The 23,473-nt window shown below is 63.6% G+C and carries 23 protein-coding genes; 6 read left to right on the plus strand and 17 right to left on the minus strand.

From position 1 onward, the window contains the following. Positions 1 to 16: 16 nt before the first annotated feature. Positions 17 to 1,354: a four-carbon acid sugar kinase family protein gene (locus RHIBR816_RS0119570; protein WP_018238283.1), complete on the minus strand. Its 1,338-nt coding sequence runs from the start codon at positions 1,352 to 1,354 to the stop codon at positions 17 to 19. 28 nt (positions 1,355 to 1,382) lie between these two features. After that, positions 1,383 to 2,639, minus strand: a complete 1,257-nt coding sequence (oiaX, locus tag RHIBR816_RS0119575; protein WP_018238284.1) for a 3-oxo-isoapionate-4-phosphate decarboxylase OiaX — start codon at positions 2,637 to 2,639, stop codon at positions 1,383 to 1,385. A 166-nt stretch (positions 2,640 to 2,805) separates the two neighbouring features. Here oiaX and RHIBR816_RS0119580 point away from each other — a divergent pair, with 166 nt between their 5' ends. Further along, positions 2,806 to 3,519: a transcriptional regulator NanR gene (locus RHIBR816_RS0119580; protein WP_018238285.1), complete on the plus strand. Its 714-nt coding sequence runs from the start codon at positions 2,806 to 2,808 to the stop codon at positions 3,517 to 3,519. A 230-nt stretch (positions 3,520 to 3,749) separates the two neighbouring features. Here the strand turns inward: RHIBR816_RS0119580 and RHIBR816_RS0119585 are convergent, their stop codons facing one another. The 12 genes from RHIBR816_RS0119585 to RHIBR816_RS0119640 form a co-directional block, all read right to left on the minus strand. Further along, positions 3,750 to 5,669 carry a hypothetical protein gene (locus RHIBR816_RS0119585; protein WP_018238286.1) on the minus strand — a complete coding sequence of 640 codons (1,920 nt, stop codon included), beginning with the start codon at positions 5,667 to 5,669 and terminating at the stop codon, positions 3,750 to 3,752. Beyond that, entirely contained in the window at positions 5,666 to 6,700 is a 1,035-nt protein-coding gene (locus RHIBR816_RS0119590; protein WP_018238287.1) for a Gfo/Idh/MocA family protein, read from the minus strand. The genes RHIBR816_RS0119585 and RHIBR816_RS0119590 overlap by 4 nt, the downstream gene beginning before the upstream one ends. A gap of 4 nt (positions 6,701 to 6,704) precedes the next feature. Beyond that, positions 6,705 to 7,769, minus strand: coding sequence for an ABC transporter permease (locus tag RHIBR816_RS0119595; protein WP_018238288.1), 1,065 nt, complete (start codon positions 7,767 to 7,769; stop codon positions 6,705 to 6,707). After that, on the minus strand, positions 7,769 to 9,316 hold the full coding sequence (locus tag RHIBR816_RS0119600) for a sugar ABC transporter ATP-binding protein (protein ID WP_018238289.1): 1,548 nt from the start codon (positions 9,314 to 9,316) through the stop codon (positions 7,769 to 7,771). Before RHIBR816_RS0119600 ends, RHIBR816_RS0119595 begins: the two co-directional genes overlap by 1 nt. Next, positions 9,313 to 9,948 carry a DUF2291 family protein gene (locus tag RHIBR816_RS0119605; protein WP_018238290.1) on the minus strand — a complete coding sequence of 212 codons (636 nt, stop codon included), beginning with the start codon at positions 9,946 to 9,948 and terminating at the stop codon, positions 9,313 to 9,315. Before RHIBR816_RS0119605 ends, RHIBR816_RS0119600 begins: the two co-directional genes overlap by 4 nt. Positions 9,949 to 10,052: 104 nt before the next feature. Beyond that, positions 10,053 to 10,994, minus strand: a complete 942-nt coding sequence (locus tag RHIBR816_RS0119610; RefSeq protein ID WP_026187207.1) for a D-ribose ABC transporter substrate-binding protein — start codon at positions 10,992 to 10,994, stop codon at positions 10,053 to 10,055. A 62-nt stretch (positions 10,995 to 11,056) separates the two neighbouring features. Then, the gene (locus RHIBR816_RS0119615; protein ID WP_026187208.1) at positions 11,057 to 11,884 is read right to left on the minus strand and encodes a phosphogluconate dehydrogenase C-terminal domain-containing protein; all 828 of its coding nucleotides are present in this window, start codon (positions 11,882 to 11,884) and stop codon (positions 11,057 to 11,059) included. 246 nt (positions 11,885 to 12,130) lie between these two features. Continuing rightward, on the minus strand, positions 12,131 to 12,868 hold the full coding sequence (locus RHIBR816_RS0119620; protein WP_018238293.1) for an ABC transporter ATP-binding protein: 738 nt from the start codon (positions 12,866 to 12,868) through the stop codon (positions 12,131 to 12,133). Continuing rightward, positions 12,865 to 13,716, minus strand: coding sequence for an ABC transporter ATP-binding protein (locus RHIBR816_RS0119625; RefSeq protein ID WP_018238294.1), 852 nt, complete (start codon positions 13,714 to 13,716; stop codon positions 12,865 to 12,867). The genes RHIBR816_RS0119620 and RHIBR816_RS0119625 overlap by 4 nt, the downstream gene beginning before the upstream one ends. Next, the gene (locus RHIBR816_RS0119630; RefSeq protein ID WP_371259072.1) at positions 13,703 to 14,578 is read right to left on the minus strand and encodes an ABC transporter permease; all 876 of its coding nucleotides are present in this window, start codon (positions 14,576 to 14,578) and stop codon (positions 13,703 to 13,705) included. Before RHIBR816_RS0119630 ends, RHIBR816_RS0119625 begins: the two co-directional genes overlap by 14 nt. A gap of 26 nt (positions 14,579 to 14,604) precedes the next feature. Next, entirely contained in the window at positions 14,605 to 15,633 is a 1,029-nt protein-coding gene (locus tag RHIBR816_RS0119635) for an ABC transporter permease (RefSeq protein ID WP_018238296.1), read from the minus strand. A 21-nt stretch (positions 15,634 to 15,654) separates the two neighbouring features. Continuing rightward, on the minus strand, positions 15,655 to 17,244 hold the full coding sequence (locus RHIBR816_RS0119640) for an ABC transporter substrate-binding protein (RefSeq protein ID WP_018238297.1): 1,590 nt from the start codon (positions 17,242 to 17,244) through the stop codon (positions 15,655 to 15,657). Positions 17,245 to 17,381: 137 nt separating this feature from the next. Between RHIBR816_RS0119640 and RHIBR816_RS0119645 the strand changes: the two genes are divergently transcribed. The 3 genes from RHIBR816_RS0119645 to RHIBR816_RS0119655 all read left to right on the plus strand — a co-directional run bounded on the left by RHIBR816_RS0119645 (position 17,382) and on the right by RHIBR816_RS0119655 (position 20,056). Then, on the plus strand, positions 17,382 to 18,080 hold the full coding sequence (locus tag RHIBR816_RS0119645; RefSeq protein WP_018238298.1) for a FadR/GntR family transcriptional regulator: 699 nt from the start codon (positions 17,382 to 17,384) through the stop codon (positions 18,078 to 18,080). 74 nt (positions 18,081 to 18,154) lie between these two features. Next, positions 18,155 to 19,129, plus strand: a complete 975-nt coding sequence (locus RHIBR816_RS0119650) for a mannonate dehydratase (RefSeq protein ID WP_018238299.1) — start codon at positions 18,155 to 18,157, stop codon at positions 19,127 to 19,129. Between the two features lie 231 nt (positions 19,130 to 19,360). Then, positions 19,361 to 20,056: a GntR family transcriptional regulator gene (locus tag RHIBR816_RS0119655; protein WP_018238300.1), complete on the plus strand. Its 696-nt coding sequence runs from the start codon at positions 19,361 to 19,363 to the stop codon at positions 20,054 to 20,056. A 72-nt stretch (positions 20,057 to 20,128) separates the two neighbouring features. Here RHIBR816_RS0119655 and RHIBR816_RS0119660 read toward each other — a convergent pair whose 3' ends face one another. Then, positions 20,129 to 20,830, minus strand: coding sequence for a hypothetical protein (locus RHIBR816_RS0119660; RefSeq protein ID WP_157628212.1), 702 nt, complete (start codon positions 20,828 to 20,830; stop codon positions 20,129 to 20,131). Between the two features lie 373 nt (positions 20,831 to 21,203). Between RHIBR816_RS0119660 and RHIBR816_RS37180 the strand changes: the two genes are divergently transcribed. Then, complete coding sequence (locus RHIBR816_RS37180) at positions 21,204 to 21,341, plus strand: hypothetical protein (RefSeq protein ID WP_018238302.1); 138 nt, start codon at positions 21,204 to 21,206, stop codon at positions 21,339 to 21,341. A 72-nt stretch (positions 21,342 to 21,413) separates the two neighbouring features. Beyond that, positions 21,414 to 21,536 carry a hypothetical protein gene (locus RHIBR816_RS38895; RefSeq protein ID WP_018238303.1) on the plus strand — a complete coding sequence of 41 codons (123 nt, stop codon included), beginning with the start codon at positions 21,414 to 21,416 and terminating at the stop codon, positions 21,534 to 21,536. Between the two features lie 57 nt (positions 21,537 to 21,593). Here RHIBR816_RS38895 and RHIBR816_RS0119675 read toward each other — a convergent pair whose 3' ends face one another. Next, positions 21,594 to 22,676 carry an ABC transporter ATP-binding protein gene (locus RHIBR816_RS0119675; protein ID WP_018238304.1) on the minus strand — a complete coding sequence of 361 codons (1,083 nt, stop codon included), beginning with the start codon at positions 22,674 to 22,676 and terminating at the stop codon, positions 21,594 to 21,596. Beyond that, a complete protein-coding gene (locus tag RHIBR816_RS0119680; RefSeq protein ID WP_018238305.1) occupies positions 22,673 to 23,473 on the minus strand; it encodes an ABC transporter permease in 801 nt (266 codons plus the stop codon). Before RHIBR816_RS0119680 ends, RHIBR816_RS0119675 begins: the two co-directional genes overlap by 4 nt.

Consider the following 23,473-nt stretch of genomic DNA (forward strand, 5'->3'; position numbering starts at 1 on the left):
GTTGTACACGCGCCCGTCATCCAGCCGTCCGCCCGCCGCGGATCATCGCGAAATAGTCGTCCAGGCCCACCTGGCCGCCCTTCAGCGCCACCTCGATGCCGTCGATCGACGGGTCGGCGCTGTGGGCGGTGCAGAGCGGCGATCCCGGTGATTGCGGCAGCGGCAGGCGCAAGGTCAGCGCGTCGACCGAGAGCTGGCCCAGCGCGTGGCTCGACGTGTCGCCGCCGGCGATGACGGCGCGGCTAAGACCCGCCCGTTTCACCAGTTCCTTGATGAGCAGGCCGAGCCGCTCGCCGATCCGGTGGCGCGAGCCGTCCTCCAGGCCGATGGCGTTGCCGCGATCGCTCGATGGCCCGAGCGCCGTGTAGAGAATGACGCTCCGCCCTTCGCCAAGAGCCGCAAGGCCGCGCGCCATCGCGTCCTCGAGCGCAGCACCGCTCTCCGTCGCAGCAAGCGCGAGCGGATCGAGTTCTATCCCGTCAAAGCCGTTTTGAAGGGCATGGCGGATCTGCCGTTCGGTCGTCGGCGACACACTGCCGGAGACGACGGCGATCCGGTCAACGGGACCGGGGCCCGTGAAGGCGGGCGCTTCGCCGATGAGCCCCAGCCTGTGCCACTCGCGCACGAGCGCATATTCCACGCCGGAGGAGCCGCAGGCAAACTGGCCGCCGGAGCGACGCTTGCGCCAGAGCTGCCGTCCGACGGCGGCCTGGCTTTCGGTGCCCGCAACGTCGAGGAGGACGATGTCGTTTCCCTCGGCGAAGGCGAAATCCGTGGCCGCGTCGGCGTTCGACGAGGCGAGCTGGGCGATATCGACCAGCCCCGTCTTCAGCGACGTCTGACGGGACAGGTGCTTGCGGATGTCGGCCTCGTCCATGGGGGTCACCGGGTGCCGGCTCATCACCGGATGGCGGTCGATGCGGTAGGTCTCGCCGCGAAAGGCGGCAAAGAGATTGCCGAAGCTCGTGTAGCGCCGGATCTCCGGAGCGCCGAGCACGAGCGGCACCGGCGCCTTGCCGAAAATCTCGCGACCGATCTCGATCGCCTTACCGATATTGCCAACCGCCGGGCTCGAATCGAAGGTCGAGCAGACCTTGTAATGGGCGATCTGCGCGCGAAGCGACTTCAGCCAGGCGAAGGCCGAGGGCAGGTGCTCCGCCATCCAGTCGGGCGTCTGGCTGCGGCTGGTGCCGGCAAGCCCGAAGGCGCGGCAATGGGCGAAGCGTTCGAGCAGCGCCGCCTCCGGGATCCTGAGAAACAGGGCCGTCTCGACCCCATGCGAGGAGAGCGCCTCCATGACGTCGGTAGAGCCGGTCAGGTCGTCGCCGTAATAGCTCAGCAATGGTGTCTGCATGCGCGGCCTTCCGTGGATCGTCGATGTATCAGGCGCCCTTGCCGCCGGCGAATTTTTCAAGCGACTGTGCGAGTTCGTGATGGTCCCTGGCGTAGTCCGGAAGCGCGATCCCAGCGACGGCCGCCTCCCAGGCCTGGCGAACCGCCCTGACGCCGGCGCCCGCGCCGCCCGGATGGCTGACGATGCCGCCGCCGCACAGATAAAGCAGGTCGGTCGAGCCGCCGGTGCGGGCATAAGTCTCGGGCGCCTGGCCGCCCCATTGGCCGGAGCCGACGACCGGCAGGGGGCAGTCGCGCTCGGAAAAAAGCGGCGTGCTGACCGCCTTGAAGGATTTGACGAAGCTCTCGTCCGGCTCCCAGTACTTGACGCGGATGCCGTTGATCTGGAATTGGTCGACGCCGATCAGCCGCCAGAACTGCTGCCAGACGGAGAATTCCATTCCGAGGCCGCCGTGGCGGGTGAGAATATCCCAGCCGTTCCGGTGCGCATGAAGCACAATCCCGGAGCGCTTGCGCAGAAACGCGATGCCTCCCATGCCGATCGAATTGATGTTGACGACGCCGGCGTTGCCGCCCGCCTGAACGACGAGGTCATGGTTGCGCATCATCTCGTCCGGATCGGTGTGCGAGATGCCGAAGGCGTACATCACCTTCTTGCCGGTCTTCTGCTCGTGGTCGAGGATCTTCGGCATGATCGCGGCGACCCGCGCCTTCAGCGGCGAATAGGCCGGGCTCATCAGCTTCTCGTCGTCCTTGATGAAATCGACGCCGGAGGAGATGAGGTCACCCACCAGTTCAGCCGTCTCCTCCGGCCTCAGGCCCAAAGCGGGCTTGACGATCGTGCCGATGATCGGGCGCTTCTCGACGCCGGTCAGCCGGCGGCTGCCGGCGACGCCGAACTGCGGACCGGGGTGGACGGCGGCAAATTCCGGCGGCAATTGCATGTCGACGACGCGGATGCCGGTCATCCCCTTGATCGAGTAGACGCCGCCGATCGCGATCGTCATCAGCGCGGCAAGATCCGTGCCGACCGCGTCGAGCGGAAAGGCAATTTCGGCGTCGGCCCGGTTGAAGCGTTTCGCACCGCCACCCTCCCGCGGCCAGGACGGGCGATCGGTCGGCTCCAGATACCTGATGGCGACGAGCCGTGCCGCAACGCGCGCCTTCAGCTCTTCGGTTTCACCGGGCACCGGCACGAAGGTTCCGGTCGACTGGTCGCTGGCAATCTTGGCCGCCAGCGCCTCGACGTCGCCGGGTGTCTCGATGCGGTAGGTGATGCGGATCACGGCGCTTCGCTCTTCATGAAATGAGTAGCCTCTTTCGCTTGACTGGTATAATGAGTATGTCAGTTGCGCAAGAGAAATCGCGTCCGTTGGACGGCTGCGGGCGCGAGATTTCTTCTTCTGGGAAAACATGCATATAGAGGGATGCGACAACAGCGGTGGAGTTCACATGGCGATTCAATCCGAGCCGATCGTTCGCAGGAAACTTTCCGACGAGGTCTTCGCCCGGCTGAAGGCGCTGATCGAGACCGGGGAGTTGCAGCCCGGCGACGAGATGCCGTCGGAACGGATGCTGATGGAACGTTTCGAGGTCGGCCGCCCGGCCATCCGCGAAGCCATGCAGGCGCTTGCCAATATGGGGCTGATCGAGATTTCGCATGGCGAGCGCGCCAGGGTGCTGCAGCCGACGGCGCAATCGCTGCTGAAACAGGTTGATGTCGCCGCCAAGATCATGCTTTCGGCGTCCTCGGACTCGCTCGAACACCTGAAGAACGCGCGCATTTTCTTCGAGCGCGGCATGGTGCGCGAGGCGGCAAGCCGCGCCACCGCGGCCGATGTCGCCGCGCTCGAAGAGATCTTGAAGCGCCAGCGCGCCGCGCTCGGGGATTCCGACGCCTTCATCGCTGCCGACATGGCCTTTCATGGCCGCATTGCTGAGATTTCCGGCAATCCCATCTTCAGTGCCGTCAGCGAAGCGATGCTCGGCTGGCTCAAGGAATATCACACGGAAATGCTGATCTGGACCGGCAAGGAGAACGTCACCCTCTCCGAACACGCGGAGATCATCGACTGCATCCGCCGTGAAAATCCCGACGAGGCCGAGCAGGCGATGATCAAGCATCTCGAGCGCTCGCGGGCGCTCTATGCGCCGAAGGGCAAGTAGATACGCGCAGGGCTCTACCCCCTCTGGCCTGCCGGCCATCTCCCCCACAAGGGGGGAGAATATTCGCGGCTGGCCGGGCGCTCCGACCGAAACGCCTTTGCAAGTGGAACGCTCCCGTGAAGCAGGAAGGGAGCCGCGAGTCTCCCCCCTTGTGGGGGAGATGGCCGCCAGGCCAGAGGGGGTAGCGGCTGCCGCCCACATATTCGACGTGTCTCGAAGCGGCGCACGGATCAGAGAATATCGATGCGGGCCACCGCATATGCGGGAAGCGTGATCGCCGTTTCCTCGTGCAAGCACGCCTCAGGCTCCTTTGCGCCTTCGCGAAGCCAGCTTTCGTCCAGAAGGGAAAGTCTTCTCGTGCCCGGCGCGGCGAGCGTCACCGTCTGCAGTTCGGAGGAGAGATTGGCAAGCAACACGGTTGCCGCACCACCGAGATCCGCGCCAAGCCCGAGAACTCTATCCGGCGCCGACGTGTCGACTGCGACACGCCGGCCGCTCGAAAGCTCGGCGAGCCAGCGCAGCACGTGGAAGAGCGGCCGCGGAGAGCCCTCTTTGACCGGCTCGCCCGCTCCGGCCACCAGGCCGAACGGACCGGCAAGCGTCGAAAGCGTCAGCACCTCGAGCGCCGCATCGGCCACGGTCGCAGCATAGGCGAGCGTCCAGGCGGCGCCGAAGAGCGCGTTGTGCCGCGGGTCGCGGTTGGCCATGGCGATGCGCTTGCCGGACGGATTGTCCTTTGTCTGACTGCCATAGGGGTTCTGCCGCATGGCGATGGTGGACGGGCCGATTCGGTAGGGCTTGTCGCCATAGATCGCCCGCACCGACCGGGTGACGTCGCGAAGCGCCTCGAAGCTCTGCATGACGCTGAGATCATCGGCGGCGTGGACGATCGGATTGGTGCAATGGGTCACATAGGCGAGCCTATCGGCCGGCACGCGCTTGCGGTTGAGCTCGGTGAAATAGCTGAACATGCCGCCGCCGAGCGGCACGCCCGGGAAAGCCCTTTGCGCAGCGGCATAGACATCTTCGAGCGGCGGGCAATCCGGCCAGATGCTTCCCGGCGGCGTCGACTGGCGGTCGACCGACGGCGAGATGGCGAGACTTGCGAGCCGCAGCCCGCTATCGCGCACCATCCGGGCAATTTCGCCCAGCTCCTCATCCAGCGGCCGCCGGCAAAGAACGAAGCATTCGAGCGTCACCGCCGCGACGGAGGTATCAGCCATCTGCCGGAAGTGCCTCAGCGCCGCCGCGCCATGGCCGGCGTCCGGATCGAAATGGCAGATCAGGTGACGCGCGCTGATGTCCCGGATCAGACGCGCGTCGAGAAGTTCATCCGTGACCTCATCGGGACGGAGGCCGATACCGATCGCCGGCATTGTTCCCTGATTGCGCCTGAGCAAGATCTCGATCGGGCTCTGCGTTCGCGCGACGTCCGGGAGGATTGCGCCAGCCTGCCGGATCGACAACCGGACGGCCTGATGAATCGTCTCCCCGGCTTTCAGCACATAGGGCCAGGGAAGCGCCAGCGGCCGCACATAGGTCTTGTAGGAGCCGTCGGTCCAGTTCCTTTGGTCCTCCATCTCGAAGACATCGCCGGCCATGCGACACTCGGCCTCGACACCGGGCATCACCTCGTGCGTGAGCGCGGCGATATCCTTGAATGGCTGCCAGGGTTCGATCAGATCGGGAAAGACCGATCGCTCGACCGAACCGTCGCCATGCTCGACCGTAACTGCCTGGCCGGCGACGCCGACGATCGGATGAAGGATCGCAAAGCCGGCGCGCGCCGTTTCGAAATCGCGATCCGGCGTGAAACGCGCATCGAAGATGAGCGCGTCGGGGAAGATCTCGCTCGTCGACCGACAGTCGAGTACCGCCCCGTCGGGAGCCTGGAACCGGGCGTCGTATCGAACGATGGTCGCCGCCTCTTCCTCTTCGATGGTCAGATCGGTGATTTCGGCCGCGCATGTTCCCCAATCCCGGTCGCGCACCAGAAAGGAGATCGCCCGCAGCACCTCCCTGCCGGAAAAGCGGATCATACGCAGATTGCCGCCGACAAGCTCGGCGCTGAGACGGCCGGCTTCGAGGCGCTGCGGCACCGGTTCCTGCTCCTCGGTGCCGAGGAGAAGAAAGGCGCGCGAAGGCGTCACTGCTGGAAATCCTCGACCTGCACGGTCTTGCCCTTGGCGGCGCTGCGGTAGGCTCCCTCGACCAGGGCGAAGGTCTTGAGATTGTCCCGGCCGGACGTGTCCGGTTCGCGTCCGGCGCGCAGACAGTCGATCCAGTGCTGCTGAATGAGGCTGACGCTCTCCTGGATGTTGTGCCAGGGAGCGGAGGCCCAGGGAAGAAGACGCGGCGCGACGTCCGTCAACTCCGTGCCCTCCCGCGAGTGAACGTGAAGCCGGTAGCCCTGCGAGAGCCGCAGCGTGCCCTTGCTGCCGTCCACCTCCAGCAGGGTTTCGGGGAAGGGCTCGACCGGCAGCCTGGTGGCATAGCTGCAATCGACGATCGACGTGATGCCGCCGCGATGGTCGAGCATCATCGTCGCGACGTCCTCGCCGACGATCTTCGGGTTGACCCGGCGGGTGCGGGCGGTCACCGACGCCGCATCGCCGAAGAGATGGCGCGCGATGTCGAGCGCGTGGATACCGAGGTCCTCGATGATGAAGCGCTTGCCCTTCGCCAGATATGGCTGGCCGGAGTAGACATCATAGGCTGACCGGAAACTCACCCGGCCCCAGAACACCTCACCGATCGCGCCGCTGTCGATCGCGGCCTTGGCGGCGCGGATTGGCGACTGCCAGCGAAAATTCTCGTGCACCATCAGCGGCACACCCGCCGCGGCGCAGGCAGCAACCATCGCCTTAGCATCCTCCATCGTCGGTGCGATCGGCTTCTGGCAGATCGTCGGAATGCCGTTCAGCGCCGCCATCTCGACGAGCGGACGGTGACTTCTGACGGTCGTCGCGATATCGACGAAATCGAAACCGCCATCGGCAAACAGGTCCTCGGCCGAAGTATAGCGCCGCGTGATGCCGAATTCGTCGCCGACCGCCCTGAGCCGTGCCGGATCGCGGTCGCAGATGGCGACGATCCGCGCCCCCTCGGTGTCGCGCCAGCCGTGCATCTGATTGACCGCGAAGAAGCCACAGCCAATCAGGGCACCTTTCAGTATTGCCATTCACTCAACCTTTCTTTGCAAGCTGCATCAGCGTCACCTGCTGCTGCAGCCGGCGCTGTGCCTGGTCCACCACGACCGCGACGATGATGACGATGCCCTTGATGACCATCTGCCAGAAGGACGAGATGCCCATCATGACAAGGCCGTCGGACAGGATGCCGATGACGAAGGCGCCGATGATGGTGCCGCCGATCGTGCCGCGGCCGCCGGACATCGACGTGCCCCCGAGCACCGCAGCGGCGATGGCGTTGAGCTCAAAGGAGTTGCCCGTCGCCGGATGCGAGGCCATCAGCTCCGAGGAGATGACCAGGCCGACGATCGCCGCGCAGAAGCCGGAAAACATATAGACGAACATCTTCACCCGTCCGACGCGGATGCCGGACATGCGGGCGGCGCGCTCATTGCCGCCGACCGCGAAGATGTGGCGGCCGATCGGCGTGTATTTGGCCACATAGGCGGCGGCGAGCGCCACGACGATGAGGATCCAGATCGAAACCGGCAGGCCGAGCAGCCGGCCGGAGCCGAGGAAGGCGAAGCCGGTCGTCGACAGTTCCGGCTTGCCGACGAGGTTCGGGAAGGTCTGGCCGTCGGAGGACAGCAGCGCGAAGCCGCGGGCGACATAAAGCGTGCCGAGCGTGGCGATGAACGGCGCGACGTTGAGCTTGGTGATCAACAGGCCGTTGATCGCGCCAATCAGGATGCCGACGGCGAGCGTGATCAGGCAGACCTCGAAGACGTTGAAATAGATCGTATAGCCGAACTGCAGGTCGATGCCGTTCAGGATCAGCCCGCCGGCCACCATGCCGCAGAGCCCGACGATCGAACCGACGGAGAGGTCGATGCCGCCGGTAATGATCACGAAGGTCATGCCCATGGCGAGGAAGGCGTTGAGCGCCACGTGCTTTGACATCAGGATAAGGTTGGCGGTCGACAGGAAGTTCGGCGCGAAGACCGAGAAGAAGGCGATCACCGCGAAGAGCGCGATGAAGGTCCTGAGCTTCATGAGCGTCAACAGCAGCGAGCCGTTCGAGGCTTCCGCAGCATTGGTGGTGGTCGTTGCCGCTGTCATCAGGCGTGTTCCCTTGTCGTCTTGTGGCCTTCGGCCGATGCCTTCACGATCATGTCTTCCGTCGCCTCGGTGCGGTCGATGAGGGTGACAAGCCGTCCATTGCTCATGACGGCGATGCGGTCGGAGAGCGCCATCACCTCTTCGAGGTCGGAGGTGGAAAAGAGGATTGCCAGCCCCTCGCCGGCCAGCCGCCGCATGGTGCGGAAGACATCCGCCTTGGCGCCGACGTCGATGCCGCGGCTCGGCTCGTCCATCATGAGCACCTTCGGCCGGGTCATCAGCGCCTTGCCGATGACGACCTTCTGCTGGTTGCCGCCCGACATCGAGGTCACCTCGAAATCCGGATTCGGCGCCTTGATGGAAAGATCGGCGATTGCCGCCTTGATCGCCGCCCGCTCTTTTTCGCCGACGATATGGAAGCGGAAGCGCAAAAAGCGATCGAGGCTCGCCAGCGTCAGGTTGCTGGCGATCGACAGCGCCTGCACCAGCCCTTCGCGCTGGCGGTCCTCGGGGATCATCGCCAGGCCCCCCTGGATCCGGTCGGACGTATCGCAGGCGGAAACGTCGACGCCGCCGACCTCGACGCGTCCGGTCGAATGCGGATGCTGGCCGATGACGCATTCGAAGAACTCGCTCCGGCCGGCACCCATCAGCCCGTAGATGCCGAGCACCTCTCCGGCGCGCACTGCGATCGACACATGGTCGACGGCAAGGCCGCCGGTGCGCCGCGGCAGGCAGATGTCCTCGGCGCGAAAAACCGCTTCACCGAGGCGATGATCGACCGATTTGGCGAAATCCTTCGCTTCCGAACCGATCATCGAACGGACGATCCACTTCGTGTCGATGTCCCTGACCATGGCATGGCCGGTGATCTGGCCGTCGCGTAAGACCGTGATGTAGTCGCCGATCCGCATGAGCTCTTCGAGGCGGTGGGAGATATAGACGATCGCCACGCCTTGCGCCTTCAATTCGCGGATGACCTTGAAGAGCACATCGACCTCGGCCGCCGAAAGCGCCGAGGTCGGCTCGTCGAGGATGAGGATGCGGGTGTCGAGCGAGATCGCCTTGGCGATTTCCACCAGCTGCTGCTGGCCGATCGGCAGATCCTCGACGAGCGTTTCGGCATCGATGCCGGCAGCCAGCCGGTCGAGGAAATGATTGGCCCTGTCGATCTGGGCGCGATGGTCGATGCCGCGCAGCCCGCGGGTCACCTCACGCGTCGCGAAGATGTTCTCGGCGACCGAGAGGTTGCCGAAGAGATTGAGCTCCTGGAACACCATGCCAATGCCATGCCTCTGGGCATCGGCCGGCGAGTGGAATTCGACCTCCTTGCCGTCGAGCAGGATGCGGCCGAGCGACGGCTTCTCGACGCCCGCGATGATGCGCATCAGCGTCGACTTGCCGGCGCCGTTCTCCCCGACGAGCACGTTTACCGCGCCGCGTATCAGCGCCAGGTTGGCGTGGCGCACGGCGACAATGCCGGAATAGACCTTGGTGACGTCTTCCAGGCGCAGCACGCAATCGTCGTCAGCCGGGCGCATGCTCATCCGCTCACCGTCAGCTGCGCCGGCACGAACAGCGGCATCTGCCCCTTGGCGGGCGCGGGATAGGCGCCGACCGCATCCAGTTTCTTGCCGACGAGCTGGTCGCGCGCAAGTTTCTGGAGCACCAGTCCGTTCACATGGGTGTTGAAGGCCTTGCCGTATTGCGCCCACTCGATCTGGTTCTTGAATTCGTTGAAATTCACGAAATCGAGGCTGTCGCGGATCGCCGTGCCGCGGATCGCCGGTCCGATCTGGACGCGCGCATCCGCCTTGCCGTCGCCATCGGCGTCGACCTCCACATAGGCCGAGCGCGACTTCGTCTCCGCCTTGACGATGGTGCCGGAGAGACGCGCGGCAAAGGTCCAGGGCGCGCTGCCCTGCTTTTCCTTGTGACCGTATTTGGCGCCGGCCGCTTCCAGGTTGCTTGCCGCGAGCGAGGCGACCTCGGAGAAAGGTCCTGCCTTCTTGTCGAGATAGGGCACGACCTTGCCGTCCCAGATCTCGGCGACCATGCGATCCGGATCGAAGCCGCCCGCGGCGGATTGCGCCGTCTCCTCAGCGGTCGGCGTCTTGATGATCTTGCACCCCGCGAGCGCCAATGTCAGCGCAAGAACAATGGCGGACGCGCCTTTCATGCCTGGCCCCGTGGTACTTGGCGCCCTCGTACTTGGCATCGAAACCTACTCCATGGAAGCGCACGATGCGGCCTGCCGGCCGGCATCGCGCGCCGGAACGACGATCAGTTGGTAAGCGCGAAGGTCTCGAGCTGGTCGGCGTTTTCGCTGTTGATCAGCACGCAATCCATCAGCTGCTTTTCTTCCGCCGGCTTCTTGCCGGTGGTGATGAAATCATGCGCCTGCTGGACCGCCATCTGTGCCTGAGCGTAAGCCGGCTGCAGCACCGTCGCCTTGATGCCGCCGGACTTGATCGAGTCGCGCACGTCGTTGGAACCGTCGAATCCGACGACGATGACGTCCTTGCGACCGGCGGCCTGCAGGGCGGCGATTGCGCCCATGGCCATGGTGTCGTTGCCGGAGATGACGCCCTTGATGTCCGGATTGGCCTGCAGGATGGTCTCCATCTTGCTGTAGGCCTCGGTCTGGCTCCAGTTCGCCGACTGCTGCGCCACCATCTTCAGCTCGGTATATTCGTCGATGACGTCGTGATAGCCCTTCGAGCGGATGCCGGCGTTGAGATCGGATTCGCGGCCGAGCAGTTCGACATAGTTGCCGGATTCGCCCATCAGCTTGACGAATTCCTCGGCGCCGAGCTGCGCACCCTGGTAGTTGTTGGAAACGATCTGCGACACGGCAACGCCGGTGGCGTTGATTTCGCGGTCGATCAGGAAGGACGGCACGCCCGCGTCCTTGGCCTTCTGCACGGCGGCAATCGAGGCTTCCGAACCGGCATTGTCGAGGATGATTGCCTTGGCGCCGCGGCCGATCGCCGTATCGATCAGCTGCGATTGCTTGTTGGCGTCGTCGTCATGCACGAGCACGAGGGTCTCGTAGCCGAGTTCCTTGGCCTTGGCCTCGGCACCGACCGCCTCGGCCTTGAAGAACGGGTTGTCATGCGACGGCGTGATGATCGCGATGAGATCGGCCGCGTAGGCGGGGATGGCGGAGCCCGCCGCCAGGAAGGCCGCAAAGGCGGCCATGGTCATTCTGCGTGTCAGTTTCATCTCTTCTCTCCTCCCAGGTTGAAAACGACCGGAGCTGCCCCATGCCCTCCGGTTTTCTCGCATCAGGTGATGCGACGGATGCTGTCGGCGATTTCCTGCGGCTCGAAGACGCGCTTCCAGTCGTCGCGCATCAGCATCGGCTTGCCGAACTCGATCGCCTTGTTGCAGGCATCCGAGAAGACGCCCTCGACCTCTTCGAAGATCACGGCGCCGAGCACGTTCATGTGGCCGAGCAGGAAATCGCGCGCCGCCTCTTTCGGCACGCCGCGGGCGACGCATTCGTCCATCGCCTCGCGCATGACGACGAGCAGCGACGCGCAGACCGTTTCCGACAGGCCGGGCTCGAGCAGGGCCATCTGCTCGACGCTGACGCGATGCGAGCGCATCACCGGCGCCCAGATGATCCTGGCGATCTCCTCGCCCTTGGCGTAGTCCGCCTCCGGTCCCTGCATCAGCGCCGACACGATGTGCTGCTTGGCGGCGATGCCGCCGAAATGATCCTTGCGCGCCGCAAGCTCCGTCTCGTCGTTGAAGATCGGCGGATGGCAGGGATGGGTGACGAAATAGGTGAGGTCGTCGCGCCGCGGCAGGTGGCCGGCAAAGGGTGCGGCCGCATCGAGAACGACGAGCATCGTGCCGGGCTGCAGCCTGTCGACGATGCCGGCCGCCACCTTGCCGATCGCCGTGTCCGGCACCGCAAGGATCACGACCTCCGCACCGTCGAGGGCGGTGTCGAGGGAAACGGCCTCGATCCCGAGCTCCTTTGTCAGGCGCGCCTTGCCGATTTCGCTCACCTCGACATGGCGCACGTCGAAGCGCGAACCCTTGAGGTTCCTGGCCAGCCGGCAGCCCATTTTCCCGCCGGCGCCCAATAAGGCAATCGAAGTCATCTGCATCTCCCGCATGTCGTTGAAGAAGCGATAGACGAACTGGTATAATGAGTCAATGAGCATATCAGCAGGCCCTCGATCGGCAGTAGGAAACCCGCGAGCGACATTGCTGCCCGTCGCGGGGGAGATCACAGGTGAAAGAAAAGCCGAGGCAGCCGTTCGCCGGCCACAGATCGCCAAGCCGGGCACTCGTCGACGATCCGACCAGCCTTGCATGCGACGGCCAAATCTCAGGGATCGTTGCGCTTAGAGAAAGCTCGCTTCGAACAGCTCGCGTGCATAGCCGTCATGGGCGACACCGCGATGCAGGTCGTCCTTCGTCAGCTCGTCGACGAACGCGCCATCCTTCATCACCAGCACCCGATCGCACATATGGGCGACGACGGCGAGGTCGTGGCTGACCAGCACGAATGTGAGGTTCCGCTCTTCACGCTGGTCGGCCAGAAGGTTGAGGACCTCGGCCTGGATCGAAACGTCGAGGGCGGAGGTCGGCTCGTCGAGCAGCAGGATCGGAGGGGAGAGGATCAGCGCACGGGCGATCGCGACGCGCTGCCGCTGGCCACCCGAGAGCTCGTGCGGGAAGCGATTGGCGAAATCGGCCGGCAGGCCCACCTGCCGCAGGGCCTGCAGCACCCTCTGGCGATCGTCGCGATAAGCCATCGCCCTCAAGGGCTCGGCGAGCGCGGTGCCGATCCGGTGGCGCGGATGGAGCGAACCGTAAGGATCCTGAAACACCATCTGCGCCAGCTTGAGTTCCTCACGGCCGCGGACCTTCCCGACTTCACGCCCATCGAACCAGATGCGCCCCGTCCAGCCGCCTTCGAGGCCGGCCAGCGACCGCAGGAGCGTGGATTTGCCGCATCCGGACTCGCCGACGATGCCGAGCGTCTCGCCCCGCGCCACCGACAGGCTGACCTCCCGCACGACGTGATGGCTGCTCTGGCCGTGGCGGAAGGCGACATCGAGATTCTCGACCCTGATCACGCCACTGTCTCCCCGATGTTTTCGAGCGCCAGGCGGTCCATGACGGCAAGCCGCCGCACCGGATGACGCGCATCCGGCATGGCCGCGATGAGGGCCCGCGTATAGGAATGCTGCGCCATGTCCAGGCTGGTCAGCTCCTCGACGATCCGGCCGCGATACATGACGATGATCCTGTCGCAGAAGCTCGCAACCATGCGGATGTCGTGGCTGATGAGGATGAGGCCGGAATTGTTCTCGCGCACCAGCTCGTCGAGCAGATTGAGAACGTCCTTGCGGACGCTGACGTCCAGCGCCGAGGTCGGTTCGTCGGCAATAACCAGTTTCGGCCGGGCGATCAGCATCATGGCGATCATCGCGCGCTGGCCCATGCCGCCGGAGATCTGGTGCGGATACTGCCCCATCACCCGGTCCGGATCGCTGATCCGCACCCGAACGAGCATGTCGCGCGCGGCCTTGAGGGCCTCCTTGCCCTTTAGACCGAGATGTAGCGAAGCGGATTCGGCGATCTGCTTGCCGATCGTCAGGACGGGGTTCAGGGAATAGCGCGGATCCTGCATGATCAGCGCCATTTCCTGCCCACGCAGCCTGTCCATCTGCCGCTGCGACCTGCCGAGGATCTCCTCGCCGCAGAAGGCCATCGTCCGCGCGGTCACCGCGGCCTTGGGCGGCAAGAGCCGCATGATCGCCCGGCCTGTCGTCGACTTGCCGGAGCCGGATTCGCCGACGATGCCAACGCGCTCGCGGCCGATATCGAAACTGACGTCGGTGATCGCGGCGATCGTGTTTCGGCCGAAACGAACGTTCAGGTCACGGACGGAGAGGATCGGCGAGGCGTCACGATCTTGCATGGCGTGGGTCCATGATGTCGCGGAGCGTGTCTCCGACGATGTTGAAGGCGAGGCTGGTCAGCAGGATGGCGATGCCGGGCATGACCGCCACCCACCAATAGTCGAGCATGAACTTGCGGCCGCTCGAGATCATCGCGCCCCATTCCGGCGCCGGCGGCTGGGCGCCGAGGCCGAGGAAGCCGAGCGACGCGGCCGTCAGGATGATGCCGGCCATGTTGAGCGTCAGGCGCACGATGACCGAGGGGACGCACATCGGGGCGATGTAGAGGAAGAGGATGCGAAGCCGGCTTGCGCCATAGAGCCGGGCGGCGGCGACATAGTCCGCATTGCGGACCACGAGCGCCTCGGCCCGGGCAAGACGGGCGATCGGCGGCCAGGCGGTCAGCGAAATGGCGATGATCGCCGTCGAAAGGCTGGCACCCAGCGCCGCCGCGAAGGCAAGCGCCAGGATCAGCGACGGGAAGGAAAGCACGATGTCGGTGGCGCGCATCAGGATTGCGTCGGTGCGCCCGCCGAAGAAGCCGGAGACGACGCCGATGACGAGCCCGATCGGGCCGACGATGATCGAGACGAAGAAGATCGTCTGGATGGTGATGCGCGAGCCATAGAGGAGCCGGCTGAAGATGTCGCGCCCGAACTCGTCCGTACCGGCGAGATGCGTGAAGCTCGGCGGCTGCAGCGCGTTCGACAGCGCTTGGGCGGTCGGGTCATAGGGGGCGATCAGCGGCGCGAAGGCGGCGACCAGCAGGAGCAAGACGATGATCGCGAAGCCGGCTAGGCCGAGCGGCTCCTCGGCAAGCTTGCCGGCCGCGCGGCGGAGCGCCGAAAGCATGCGTTCCGTGAGACCTGGCGACTGCAGCATTTCGGAATCGGTCCGGATAGCATCACTCATCGCGCCGCCTCCCGGGTCCGCGGATCGAGGATCGCATAGGCAATGTCCGCAATGAAGTTGAGCAGCATGAACACGAAGCCGACGATGATCGTTGCCGCGAGCACCGCATTCATGTCGCCGATCATCAGGGCGTTCGTCATGTATTGGCCGATCCCCGGCCAGGAGAAGACGATCTCGGTCACCACCGCTCCCTCGAGCAGATTGCCGTAGGAAATCGCAAGCACGGTGATCAACTGGACGGCGATGTTCGGCAGCACGTGATGGGCGACGGTGCGCGCCGGCCCCGCCCCCTTGGCACGCGCCGCGATCACATAGTCCTGGCTGAGCTGCTCCAGCGTGAAGCTGCGGGTCATGCGGGTGATATAGGCCATGGCCATATAGGCGAGGATGGCGGCCGGCAGGATGATGTGCGAGAGCGCGTTCCAGAAGATCTCGGTTTCGCCGGCAAGAAGACTGTCGACGAGCATCATGCCGGTGACCGGCTCGACCATGCCTTCGTAGAAGACATCGATCCGGCCCGGTCCGCCGACCCAGTTGAGAGCCGCATAGAAGATCACCAGCCCGACGATGCCGAACCAGAAGACCGGAATGGAGTGGCCGACGAGAGCCACGACGCGGGCGAACTTGTCGATGAAGCTGTCCCGGAACAGCGCGGCCGCGAGGCCCAGCGGGACGCCGACGACGGCCGAGATGATGATCGACAGCGTCGCCAGCTCGAAGGTTGCCGGAAAGGCCTGCAGCATGTCGCTGGCGACCGAGTTGCCGGTGAGGATGGCTTGGCCGAAATCGCCCCGGAACAGGCCTTGCAGGTAGATGACGAACTGCTGGTAGATCGGCAGGTCGAGGCCGAGCCGCGCCCGCATCGCCTCATAGGCGGCGGGGTCCGCCAGCTCGCCGACGATGGCGCCTACCGGATCGGCCGGGAGGACACGGCCAATGACGAAAGTGACCGAGAGCAGGATGAACAGGCTGACGACGAGGTGGAGGACGCGCCGAGCCAGCTCGCTTGCGGTAAGTTCCTTCATGACCGTGTCCCGACGCCGCCCTTAATCGGACGCTTTGGTGACGCCTTCGAGCCGCGTCAGCTGATTGGGATGACCGACATAGTCCTTGACGCGCGCATTGACGACGATCGGCTCGAAGCGTTCGAAAAGCGGCAGCACGGCCGGCTTCTGCTCCACGAATTTTTCCTGCATCTCGACATAGATCTCGCCGCGCTTCTTCGCGTCCGGCTCGAGCGAGGCCTTGGCGGTCAGCGCCGTCAGTTCAGGAATGTCCCAGGCCGAGCGCCAGACGAAATTGCCGGCATTATTGGCTTCCTTGGAATTGTCCGGGTTGCTGGAGAACTGTTCCATGGAGCCGAGCACGTTCGGCATATAGGCGCCGGTCTGGGGCATGAGCAGGTCGAAATTGCGCGCACGGTGATCGGCGATGATGTCCGAACCGTTGCCCTGCTGGATGTCGATCTTGATCCCGACCTGGCCGAGCGAACCCTGGATGGCGGTCGCAAGGTCGATGCGCGGCGTCTGCGCGATCGTCTTCAGCGTCAGCGAAAAGCCGTTGGGATATCCCGCTTCCGCCAGCAGCGCCTTGGCCTTTGCCGCATCGAAGTGCCAGTCCGGATTGGGGATGGCGTATTCATAGTCTTCAGGCACCGGCACGTTGCGGACCCGGCCATAGGGCCCCATGATCGTCTGCTCGATGCCCTTGTAGTCGATGCTGTAGGCGATCGCCTCGCGCACCTTTGGATTGGCGAGATATTGGTTGCCGGCATTCATCGACAGAACATAGAAGCCGCCAGTCGGCACCCGCTGGACCTCGAAACCTTGCTGGGCCTCGAAGATCTTCAGGTCGGCCGCGCTCAGCGCGCTGGCGATATCGATATCGTTGCGCTCGAGCATCAGGCGCGCCACCTGGCTTTCCGGCACGTGCCGGACGATGACGCGGCGCATGTGCGGTGCACCACCGGCATACGCGTCGTTCGCCTCGATGATGACCATCTCGTTCGGCGTCCAGCGCTTCAGCGTGAAGGGGCCGGAGCCTGCCGAGTTGGTGCGCAGCCAGGCGTTGCCGTAGTCATTGTCCTGGACGTGCTTCTTGACCTCGACGCTGTCGACGACGCTCGCGACGCACATCGCCAGCCGGTAGAGCAGCAGCTCCGCCGTGGTTTCGCCGGAAAGGTCGATGCGCACGGTTCTTGGGTCGACCGCTTTGACAAGCTTGTCGACATTGTCGGCCGTGTAGCCGATGCGCTTGAAATTGGCGGCCGAGGCCTGATCGAGCTTAAGCAGCCGGGCGAGCGAATAGACGACATCGTCGGCCGTGACCGGGTTGCCGGAGGCAAACGTCGCCTCGCGCAGATGGAAGGTGATGCCCTTTTCATCGATCTCCCAGCTTTCGGCGAGCTGCGGCGCGATCTTGCGGTCTGCCGTCTTCACCAGCCGATCGTAGAGGTTGGACATGATCTCGATGGCCTTCGCCTCGGTCGCCTGCTGCGGATCGAGAGACAGGACCTGCGCGAGCGAGGTGCCGATGACCAATTGGTCGTCGGGCGTAGCAGCGTTTGCGCCCGGCGCTGCAAAGCTCAGGACGATTGCCGCGACCCCTGCGGCGAGCCCCTTCGAAAAATGCTTCATTGAAACTCCTCCCTGACTTATAGTAGAAGACGTATTATGTCATTCCATGTCGTATTATGACTTAGCGACATTCGACGACATTGGCAAGCACTTTCCGGGCGAGATCCCGAAAAGCACGGCACACTCACGAGGCGACGATGAACGGCGGAAGACAGAGACTGGCGCAACAGGTGATCGACGAGCTGCGCCGGCAGATCGACGCTGGCCGATTGAAGGAAGGCGACCAATTGCCGACCGAGCCGCAACTGGAGGCGAACTTCGGCGTGAGCCGTACGGTGGTGCGCGAAGCGATCGCCGACCTGCGCGCCGCGGGCTATGTCCGCCCCGTCCAGGGCAAGGGTGTTTTTGTCAGCGACCCGAAAGCAAGCCAGCGCTTCACCTTGACGCCGGTGGAGATAAGAAGCATCCCCGAAACCCTTGAACTCCTTGAATTCCGGCTGGCGACCGAGAGCGAGGCCGCGGCGATTGCCGCTTATCGCAGAACCGCCGAACAGGAAGCGGCGATCGCTGCCGCCAATAAGAAAATGGCGCAGTTCATCGAAGAGGGAAAGCCGACGGTCGAGGCCGATTTCGAGTTCCACATGGCCATCGCCGCGGCTACCAACAACCGGTTCTATCTCGATGTGATGCGCCAATTCGGACCGCGTGCCATTCCCCGCAGCCAATTCACGACGCTGCCGGAAGCCGCCGACAAGGCCTATCTGCTTGGCGTCTACGCGGAGCATGTCGAGATTCTTGCAGCCATTGCGGAGCAGGATCCCGAGCGCGCCAGACAAGCGATGCGCAAGCACATCATCGCCAGCCAGCGTCGCTATCGACGCCTCGCCGAACAATAATCCGCTCGACACATCCCCAAAATTCATATTATGTCATATGACATGGGCCGGAAACATTCGGGAAGGAGCTGTCCATGTATGTAGGAACGCAGGTCGCTGCGCGTGACGACGAGGATTACCGGGTCTACGCCCAGCTTGGCGTCAAGAATATCTCAGCCGATCCGCCGGGCGATCCGGCGAGCTGGACGCTGGAAGTTTTGGAACGGCATCGCGACCATGTCGAGAGTTTCGGCCTGGTGCTCGACATGATCCAGCTTCCCCTGCCCTCGAAACCGATCGAGAAAGCCTCCTTTCCCGATATTCTGCTGGCGGGACCGGAGCGCGATCGCCAGATCGACGCGGTCTGCCGGATGATCGAGAACTGCGCCCGCGCCGGCATTCCGTCGGCCAAGTACAATCTCAACCTGATCGGCATTCCGCGGACCGAGATGGAACGGGGCCGCGGCGGCTCGATGAACGAAGCGTTTCGCTGGGAGCGGGTCGACCAGAACGCCGCGCCCGGGCTCGCCGGCGTGCTGTCGGAAGACGAGAACTGGGAGCGCATCGACTATTTCCTGGAACGGGTGGTGCCGGTTGCGACGAGCAACCGCGTGCGCATCGCCTGCCATCCGCACGACCCCTACACGCCGCCCGGCTATCGCGGCGTCACGCGTGTTCTCGGCACCGTCGAGGGCCTCAAGAAATTCGTGCTGATGCGCGAGAGCCCCTATCACGGCCTGAACTTCTGCCAGGGCTCGATCGGCGAGATGCTCGGCAATCCGCGCGAGGAGATCGACGAGATCATCCGCTGGTTCGGCAGCCGCGGCAAAATCTTCAACCTGCACTTCCGCAATATCAGCGGCGGCAAGCTTTCCTTCATGGAGACCTTTCCCGACGAGGGCGACATGGACATGGTGCGCTCGCTGAAGATCTATCACGAGGTCGGATACCGATATATGGTGATGCCCGACCACGTCCCGACGATCAGCGGCCGCGACCCGACCGGCGTCGCCTTCGCCTTTTGCTACGGCTACATCACCGCGCTCATCCAGTCGCTTTCGGCCGGTTGAGCGGAGCCTGCCACCAGGCTCGGGTACGAGCAGCTTTTGCGAATGTCCCCTTCGGCCGGCAGCGGGGTCTTCAGTATTCCGCTTTCCGGATGCACGATGGCGTGTTCCCTGCTGACAGAAGCAATGCGCGATGATATTATGGCATCCCATAATATGCAGTTGCTCTGTCGTATCGCGTTGCACCGACCGAAATCGCGCATTGCCACAGCTGCTGGCAGAAGGGAGCGTTCCATGAGCATGTCCGAACAGCCGATGCGGGTTCTCCGTCCGGAGAAGACCCTTCGCGAGCTTGCTCTGGAAAAGATGCGCGACGCAATCGTCAACATGCATTTCAAGGCGGGCGATAGGCTTGTCGAGCGCGATCTTTGCGATCAGCTCGGCGTCAGCCGGACGATCGTCCGCGAGGTGCTGCGCCATCTGGAATCGGAAGGGCTTGTCGCCATCCTGCCGAACCGCGGCCCGATCGTCGCCGAGACAACGCCGGAAGAGGCGCGGCAGATTTACGAGATCAGAGGCGTGTTGGAAGGGATCGCGGCGAAGGCCTGTGCCGAACAGCAGGACCCTCGGGTGGTGGCCGAGCTCGAGCGGATCCTCGCACGCATCCGGACCGCCTACGCCGCCAATGAACTTCCCGGCGTCCTCGGCGCGACGACGGATTTCTATCGGACGCTTTTCGAGAATTCCGGCCGTCACGTCGCCTGGGGGATCGTCAACTCGATTACCGCTCGAATCAATCATCTGCGGTCCATGACGATCAAGACGCCCGACCGCGACAAGCAGGGGCCGGCCCAGATGCAGAAGATCATCGACGCGATCAAGGCCGGCGACGGCGCGGCGGCCTATGAGGCGGCCAATGTGCATGTCAAGAATGCCGCGGCAATCGCCGAGGCGCTGCTGGCGGAGCAGCAAGACGCAAGAGCGGGGTAACCGGGTCGCCTTAGCCGTATCTCAAGCATTTGCGCTCAGGACGATGCTCCCCGTAGGAAGGCTTGCCCGCCCTTATTCCGATGAGATAAGTGTTCTCGCGTACGGACCTCTCTGCACCTCCGGTATCGGAGAAACGCCATATAGCTTCAGAAGCACCGGGCATATCTGCTCGCCGGAAAACTGATCCGGCTTCTGTAGTATAACCCCGTCGCTTTCCGACATTCCTAGTCTATCCGTAATCAGTTTAACGATATCGGCCTCTGACAACGTAGCAACCTGATCGCGAGACTTCCCATCTTCGTATGCGAGGCGCCTAGCCTCAGAATATAGTTTGAATTTCTCACTTACCTCTGGGTGGGCCAAAGCCATGCTCGGCACGTCTCCATTTGCAAAGTTCTTGCAGCCTTCGGGGTAATTGGCGGATAGAATCGCGATCAAATCGCTTGCCGTTTCCAGCACTCTGGTTGCTGACGCATCGCTGGCACGCGCAAGTCGCGGGAGCCCATACTTCAAAACCAGAGCTGAAATTGCCTTTCGGCCGGCTTCCCAGTCACGCGTCTCAAGAGCCTCGTCAAATATTACCCGCGCTTCTTCCATGTGATCTGCGAGAACCGCATGGTTCATAGGATCACGAGCAGCGAGACTCTCCATCGCCTCCGCGACAGGATCCTTATTCCCACCCAGCGAAAAGCCACCAACTTCCATTTGCGCGATTAGATATCCAGTAAAACCGCAAATTGAAATTGTTATTATTAATGATAGGAACTTCTTCACGTACGACCGCCCCAGGGACGTTTGTAAGCAGTAGCTTGGCAACCAATGCTTGTCTATCGCCGCAGTTGGTTCCCCACTATGTCGCTGGCGAGCTAGGCTGACGTGGTAGGGGCCGGATGGCTTGCCGAAAGTTGCGTCGCTATCGGCTCCGCCAATTCGTCAATGCAACGTTCAGCTGATTCTCGCACCACGGCTGCGCTTAGGCTGGAAAAAATATGGTGGATTCTATGCCCGCAGATCATCAAGGCAGCGGCTTCTCGCAAGGTGAGGAAGATCTACCTTATTTCAGACAAACTTAACCATGTTGGGCACCGGTGAAAATCTTTGCCGCTGACGCCCCGCTTTGCTCGCATTCCCGCGACCATGATGGGGCATGGATAAGGCAGGCATCGCATTCATGGCGCTGATACTCGTCCTCATCTCTCTGGTGATGAGCATCCTTGCTGTCGACCGAACGGAGGTGGAGGCGCCGCCGGCCAGGGCGGCACTGGTTCCCACCAACTACCGGTGAGGAAATTTCGCGCTGGAACAACGAGGTCTCCGGGTGAGTTGCTAGGCAATGCAACGATCCCGGGAAACCTCCATGCGTCTCGTCCTGTTCGCCATCATCGCCTCGGTCATCAGCATACTTGCCTTCAAATATGCGGATAATTCCTTGGGCAATGCACCAGTCGCAGCCACAGCGGAGGAACTGTCTGAAGATTAGCGAAGCAGGGCGCCAATCTGGGGATTTGTCGCCCGCATTTCCGAGCCTTCCGCCGCTTCAGCAGAAGACGTGCGCCGTCGCCGGGTCGAAGCCGAGCCAGACGCTGTCGCCCCGGTTGAGGCTGGAAATCGCCTCGTGGCCGAACGGAAGGCGGACGGCCAGCGCGTCGCCCCTGGCGGTCTCGGTCGCGACGTGGATGTTGTTGCCGAGAAAGGTGATGTCGCTGACCTTGACCGGGAGGGCAATCGAGCCGCCCGGCGCCGATCGCATCAGGCGCAAGCGTTCCGGCCGCAGCATCAGTGCCGCCTTGCCGCCGGCGACCGGCTTGCCATGCACCGGTACGTTCGGGATGACCGTCGTGCCGGCGAGCGCGATTTCCGCCCTGCCATCGGCCGCCGCCACCAGATCGCAGGGTAGGAAATCGCTGTCGCCGATGAATTCGGCGACGAAACGGGTCGCCGGATTGGCGTAGAGTTCCGGCCCGGTGCCGATCTGGTCGATCACCCCCTTCGAAAAGACGGCGATCCGGTCGGAGAGCCTGAGCGCTTCCTCCTGGTCGTGGGTGACATAGAGGATCGTCACTTCCGTCTGCTGGTGGATGCGGCGGATCTCGTGCTGGATCTCCTCGCGAAGTTTCTTGTCGAGCGCCGAAAGCGGCTCGTCCATCAGCAACACAGGCGGATCGTAGGCAAGCGCGCGCGCCAGTGCGACGCGCTGCTGCTGGCCGCCGGACATCTGCGCCGGCTTGCGGTCCTCGAAGCCTTCGAGCCGGACGAGCTTCAGCATGTCGCGCACCTTGGCATCGACCTCCGCCTTCGGCAGCCGCCGGACCTTCAGCGGGAAGGCGATGTTCTCGCCGACGGTGAGATGCGGAAACAGCGTGTAGCGCTGGAACACCATGCCGATATTGCGCTTGTGCGACGGCGTCGACAGCAGCGTTTCCCCGTTGAGCAGAATGTCGCCGCGCGTCGGATTCTCGAAGCCGGCGATAATGTAGAGTGTCGTGCTCTTGCCCGATCCCGAAGGGCCGAGGAATGTCAGGAACTCCCCCTGCGCCACATCGAGATTGACGTCGTGAACGGCGGTTACGGGACCGTATTCCTTGCGAATGCCGCGGATTTGCAGGAAGGGCTTGCTCATGATTTCAATCCTTTGCGAACCAGGGCGACGAGCACCATCAAAAGCACGGTGAGCAGGATGAGAAGGGTGGAGGCGGCGGCGACGACCGGCGTCAGATCCTGCCGCAAGGTCGCCCAGACCTTGACGGGAAGTGTCTGCAGCGTCGGGCTCGCCATGAAGATCGCCACCACCACTTCGTCCCATGACGTGAGAAACGAGAAGATCGCCGCCGAGAAGATGCCGTGGCTGATCGCCGGCAGCGTCACGCGGATCTTCGCCTCCAACGGGGAGGCGCCGCACAGCACGGCGGCGTCCTCGATCGATTTGTCGAACCCTTCGAGCGCATTGGTGATCGACAGGATCGAGAAGGGCAGCGCCAGCACCAGATGGGAAATGACGAAGCCGGTCAGCGTGCCGTTGAGGCCGATCTGCAGGAAGAAAGCGTAGAGCGCCACGGCGAGAACGACGACGGGCAGGATCATCGGCGTCAGGAACAGCGCCTTCAGCGCCTCGCGGAACATGAAGCGCCCGCGCGTCAGCCCGAAGGAGGTGACGAGACCGAGCAGCACCGAAAGAACCGTGACGATGATCGCGATCTGGAAGCTCGTCCAGGCGGACGCCAGCCAGCGCGGATCGGCAAGCAGTTCCTGGTACCATTTGAGCGTCCAGCCGGGCGGCGGAAAGATCAGCCATTGCGACGAGCCGAAGGACAGCGCCGCGATGAACAGGATGGGCAGGAGCAGGAAGGCGGCTGTCAGCAACGTGATGCCGATCAGGACCAGCTTCCACCAGCCGAGACGGTCGAAATTCAGGAGCAT

Origin of the sequence: Ensifer sp. BR816, assembly GCF_000378985.1 — a bacterium.
In the GTDB taxonomy this organism is placed as follows: domain Bacteria; phylum Pseudomonadota; class Alphaproteobacteria; order Rhizobiales; family Rhizobiaceae; genus Sinorhizobium.

Coding starts and splice junctions, on each gene's coding strand:
- RHIBR816_RS0119570 (WP_018238283.1), bottom strand. CDS start 1,354: ATGCAGACACCATTGCTGAGCTATTACGGCGACGACCTGACCGGCTCT.
- RHIBR816_RS0119580 (WP_018238285.1), top strand. CDS start 2,806: ATGGCGATTCAATCCGAGCCGATCGTTCGCAGGAAACTTTCCGACGAG.
- RHIBR816_RS0119590 (WP_018238287.1), bottom strand. CDS start 6,700: ATGGCAATACTGAAAGGTGCCCTGATTGGCTGTGGCTTCTTCGCGGTC.
- RHIBR816_RS0119595 (WP_018238288.1), bottom strand. CDS start 7,769: ATGACAGCGGCAACGACCACCACCAATGCTGCGGAAGCCTCGAACGGC.
- RHIBR816_RS0119600 (WP_018238289.1), bottom strand. CDS start 9,316: ATGAGCATGCGCCCGGCTGACGACGATTGCGTGCTGCGCCTGGAAGAC.
- RHIBR816_RS0119605 (WP_018238290.1), bottom strand. CDS start 9,948: ATGAAAGGCGCGTCCGCCATTGTTCTTGCGCTGACATTGGCGCTCGCG.
- RHIBR816_RS0119610 (WP_026187207.1), bottom strand. CDS start 10,994: ATGAAACTGACACGCAGAATGACCATGGCCGCCTTTGCGGCCTTCCTG.
- RHIBR816_RS0119615 (WP_026187208.1), bottom strand. CDS start 11,884: ATGACTTCGATTGCCTTATTGGGCGCCGGCGGGAAAATGGGCTGCCGG.
- RHIBR816_RS0119625 (WP_018238294.1), bottom strand. CDS start 13,716: ATGCAAGATCGTGACGCCTCGCCGATCCTCTCCGTCCGTGACCTGAAC.
- RHIBR816_RS0119630 (WP_371259072.1), bottom strand. CDS start 14,578: ATGCTGCAGTCGCCAGGTCTCACGGAACGCATGCTTTCGGCGCTCCGC.
- RHIBR816_RS0119635 (WP_018238296.1), bottom strand. CDS start 15,633: ATGAAGGAACTTACCGCAAGCGAGCTGGCTCGGCGCGTCCTCCACCTC.
- RHIBR816_RS0119640 (WP_018238297.1), bottom strand. CDS start 17,244: ATGAAGCATTTTTCGAAGGGGCTCGCCGCAGGGGTCGCGGCAATCGTC.
- RHIBR816_RS0119645 (WP_018238298.1), top strand. CDS start 17,382: ATGAACGGCGGAAGACAGAGACTGGCGCAACAGGTGATCGACGAGCTG.
- RHIBR816_RS0119650 (WP_018238299.1), top strand. CDS start 18,155: ATGTATGTAGGAACGCAGGTCGCTGCGCGTGACGACGAGGATTACCGG.
- RHIBR816_RS0119655 (WP_018238300.1), top strand. CDS start 19,361: ATGAGCATGTCCGAACAGCCGATGCGGGTTCTCCGTCCGGAGAAGACC.
- RHIBR816_RS37180 (WP_018238302.1), top strand. CDS start 21,204: ATGGATAAGGCAGGCATCGCATTCATGGCGCTGATACTCGTCCTCATC.
- RHIBR816_RS38895 (WP_018238303.1), top strand. CDS start 21,414: ATGCGTCTCGTCCTGTTCGCCATCATCGCCTCGGTCATCAGCATACTT.
- RHIBR816_RS0119675 (WP_018238304.1), bottom strand. CDS start 22,676: ATGAGCAAGCCCTTCCTGCAAATCCGCGGCATTCGCAAGGAATACGGT.
- RHIBR816_RS0119680 (WP_018238305.1), bottom strand. CDS start 23,473: ATGCTCCTGAATTTCGACCGTCTCGGCTGGTGGAAGCTGGTCCTGATC.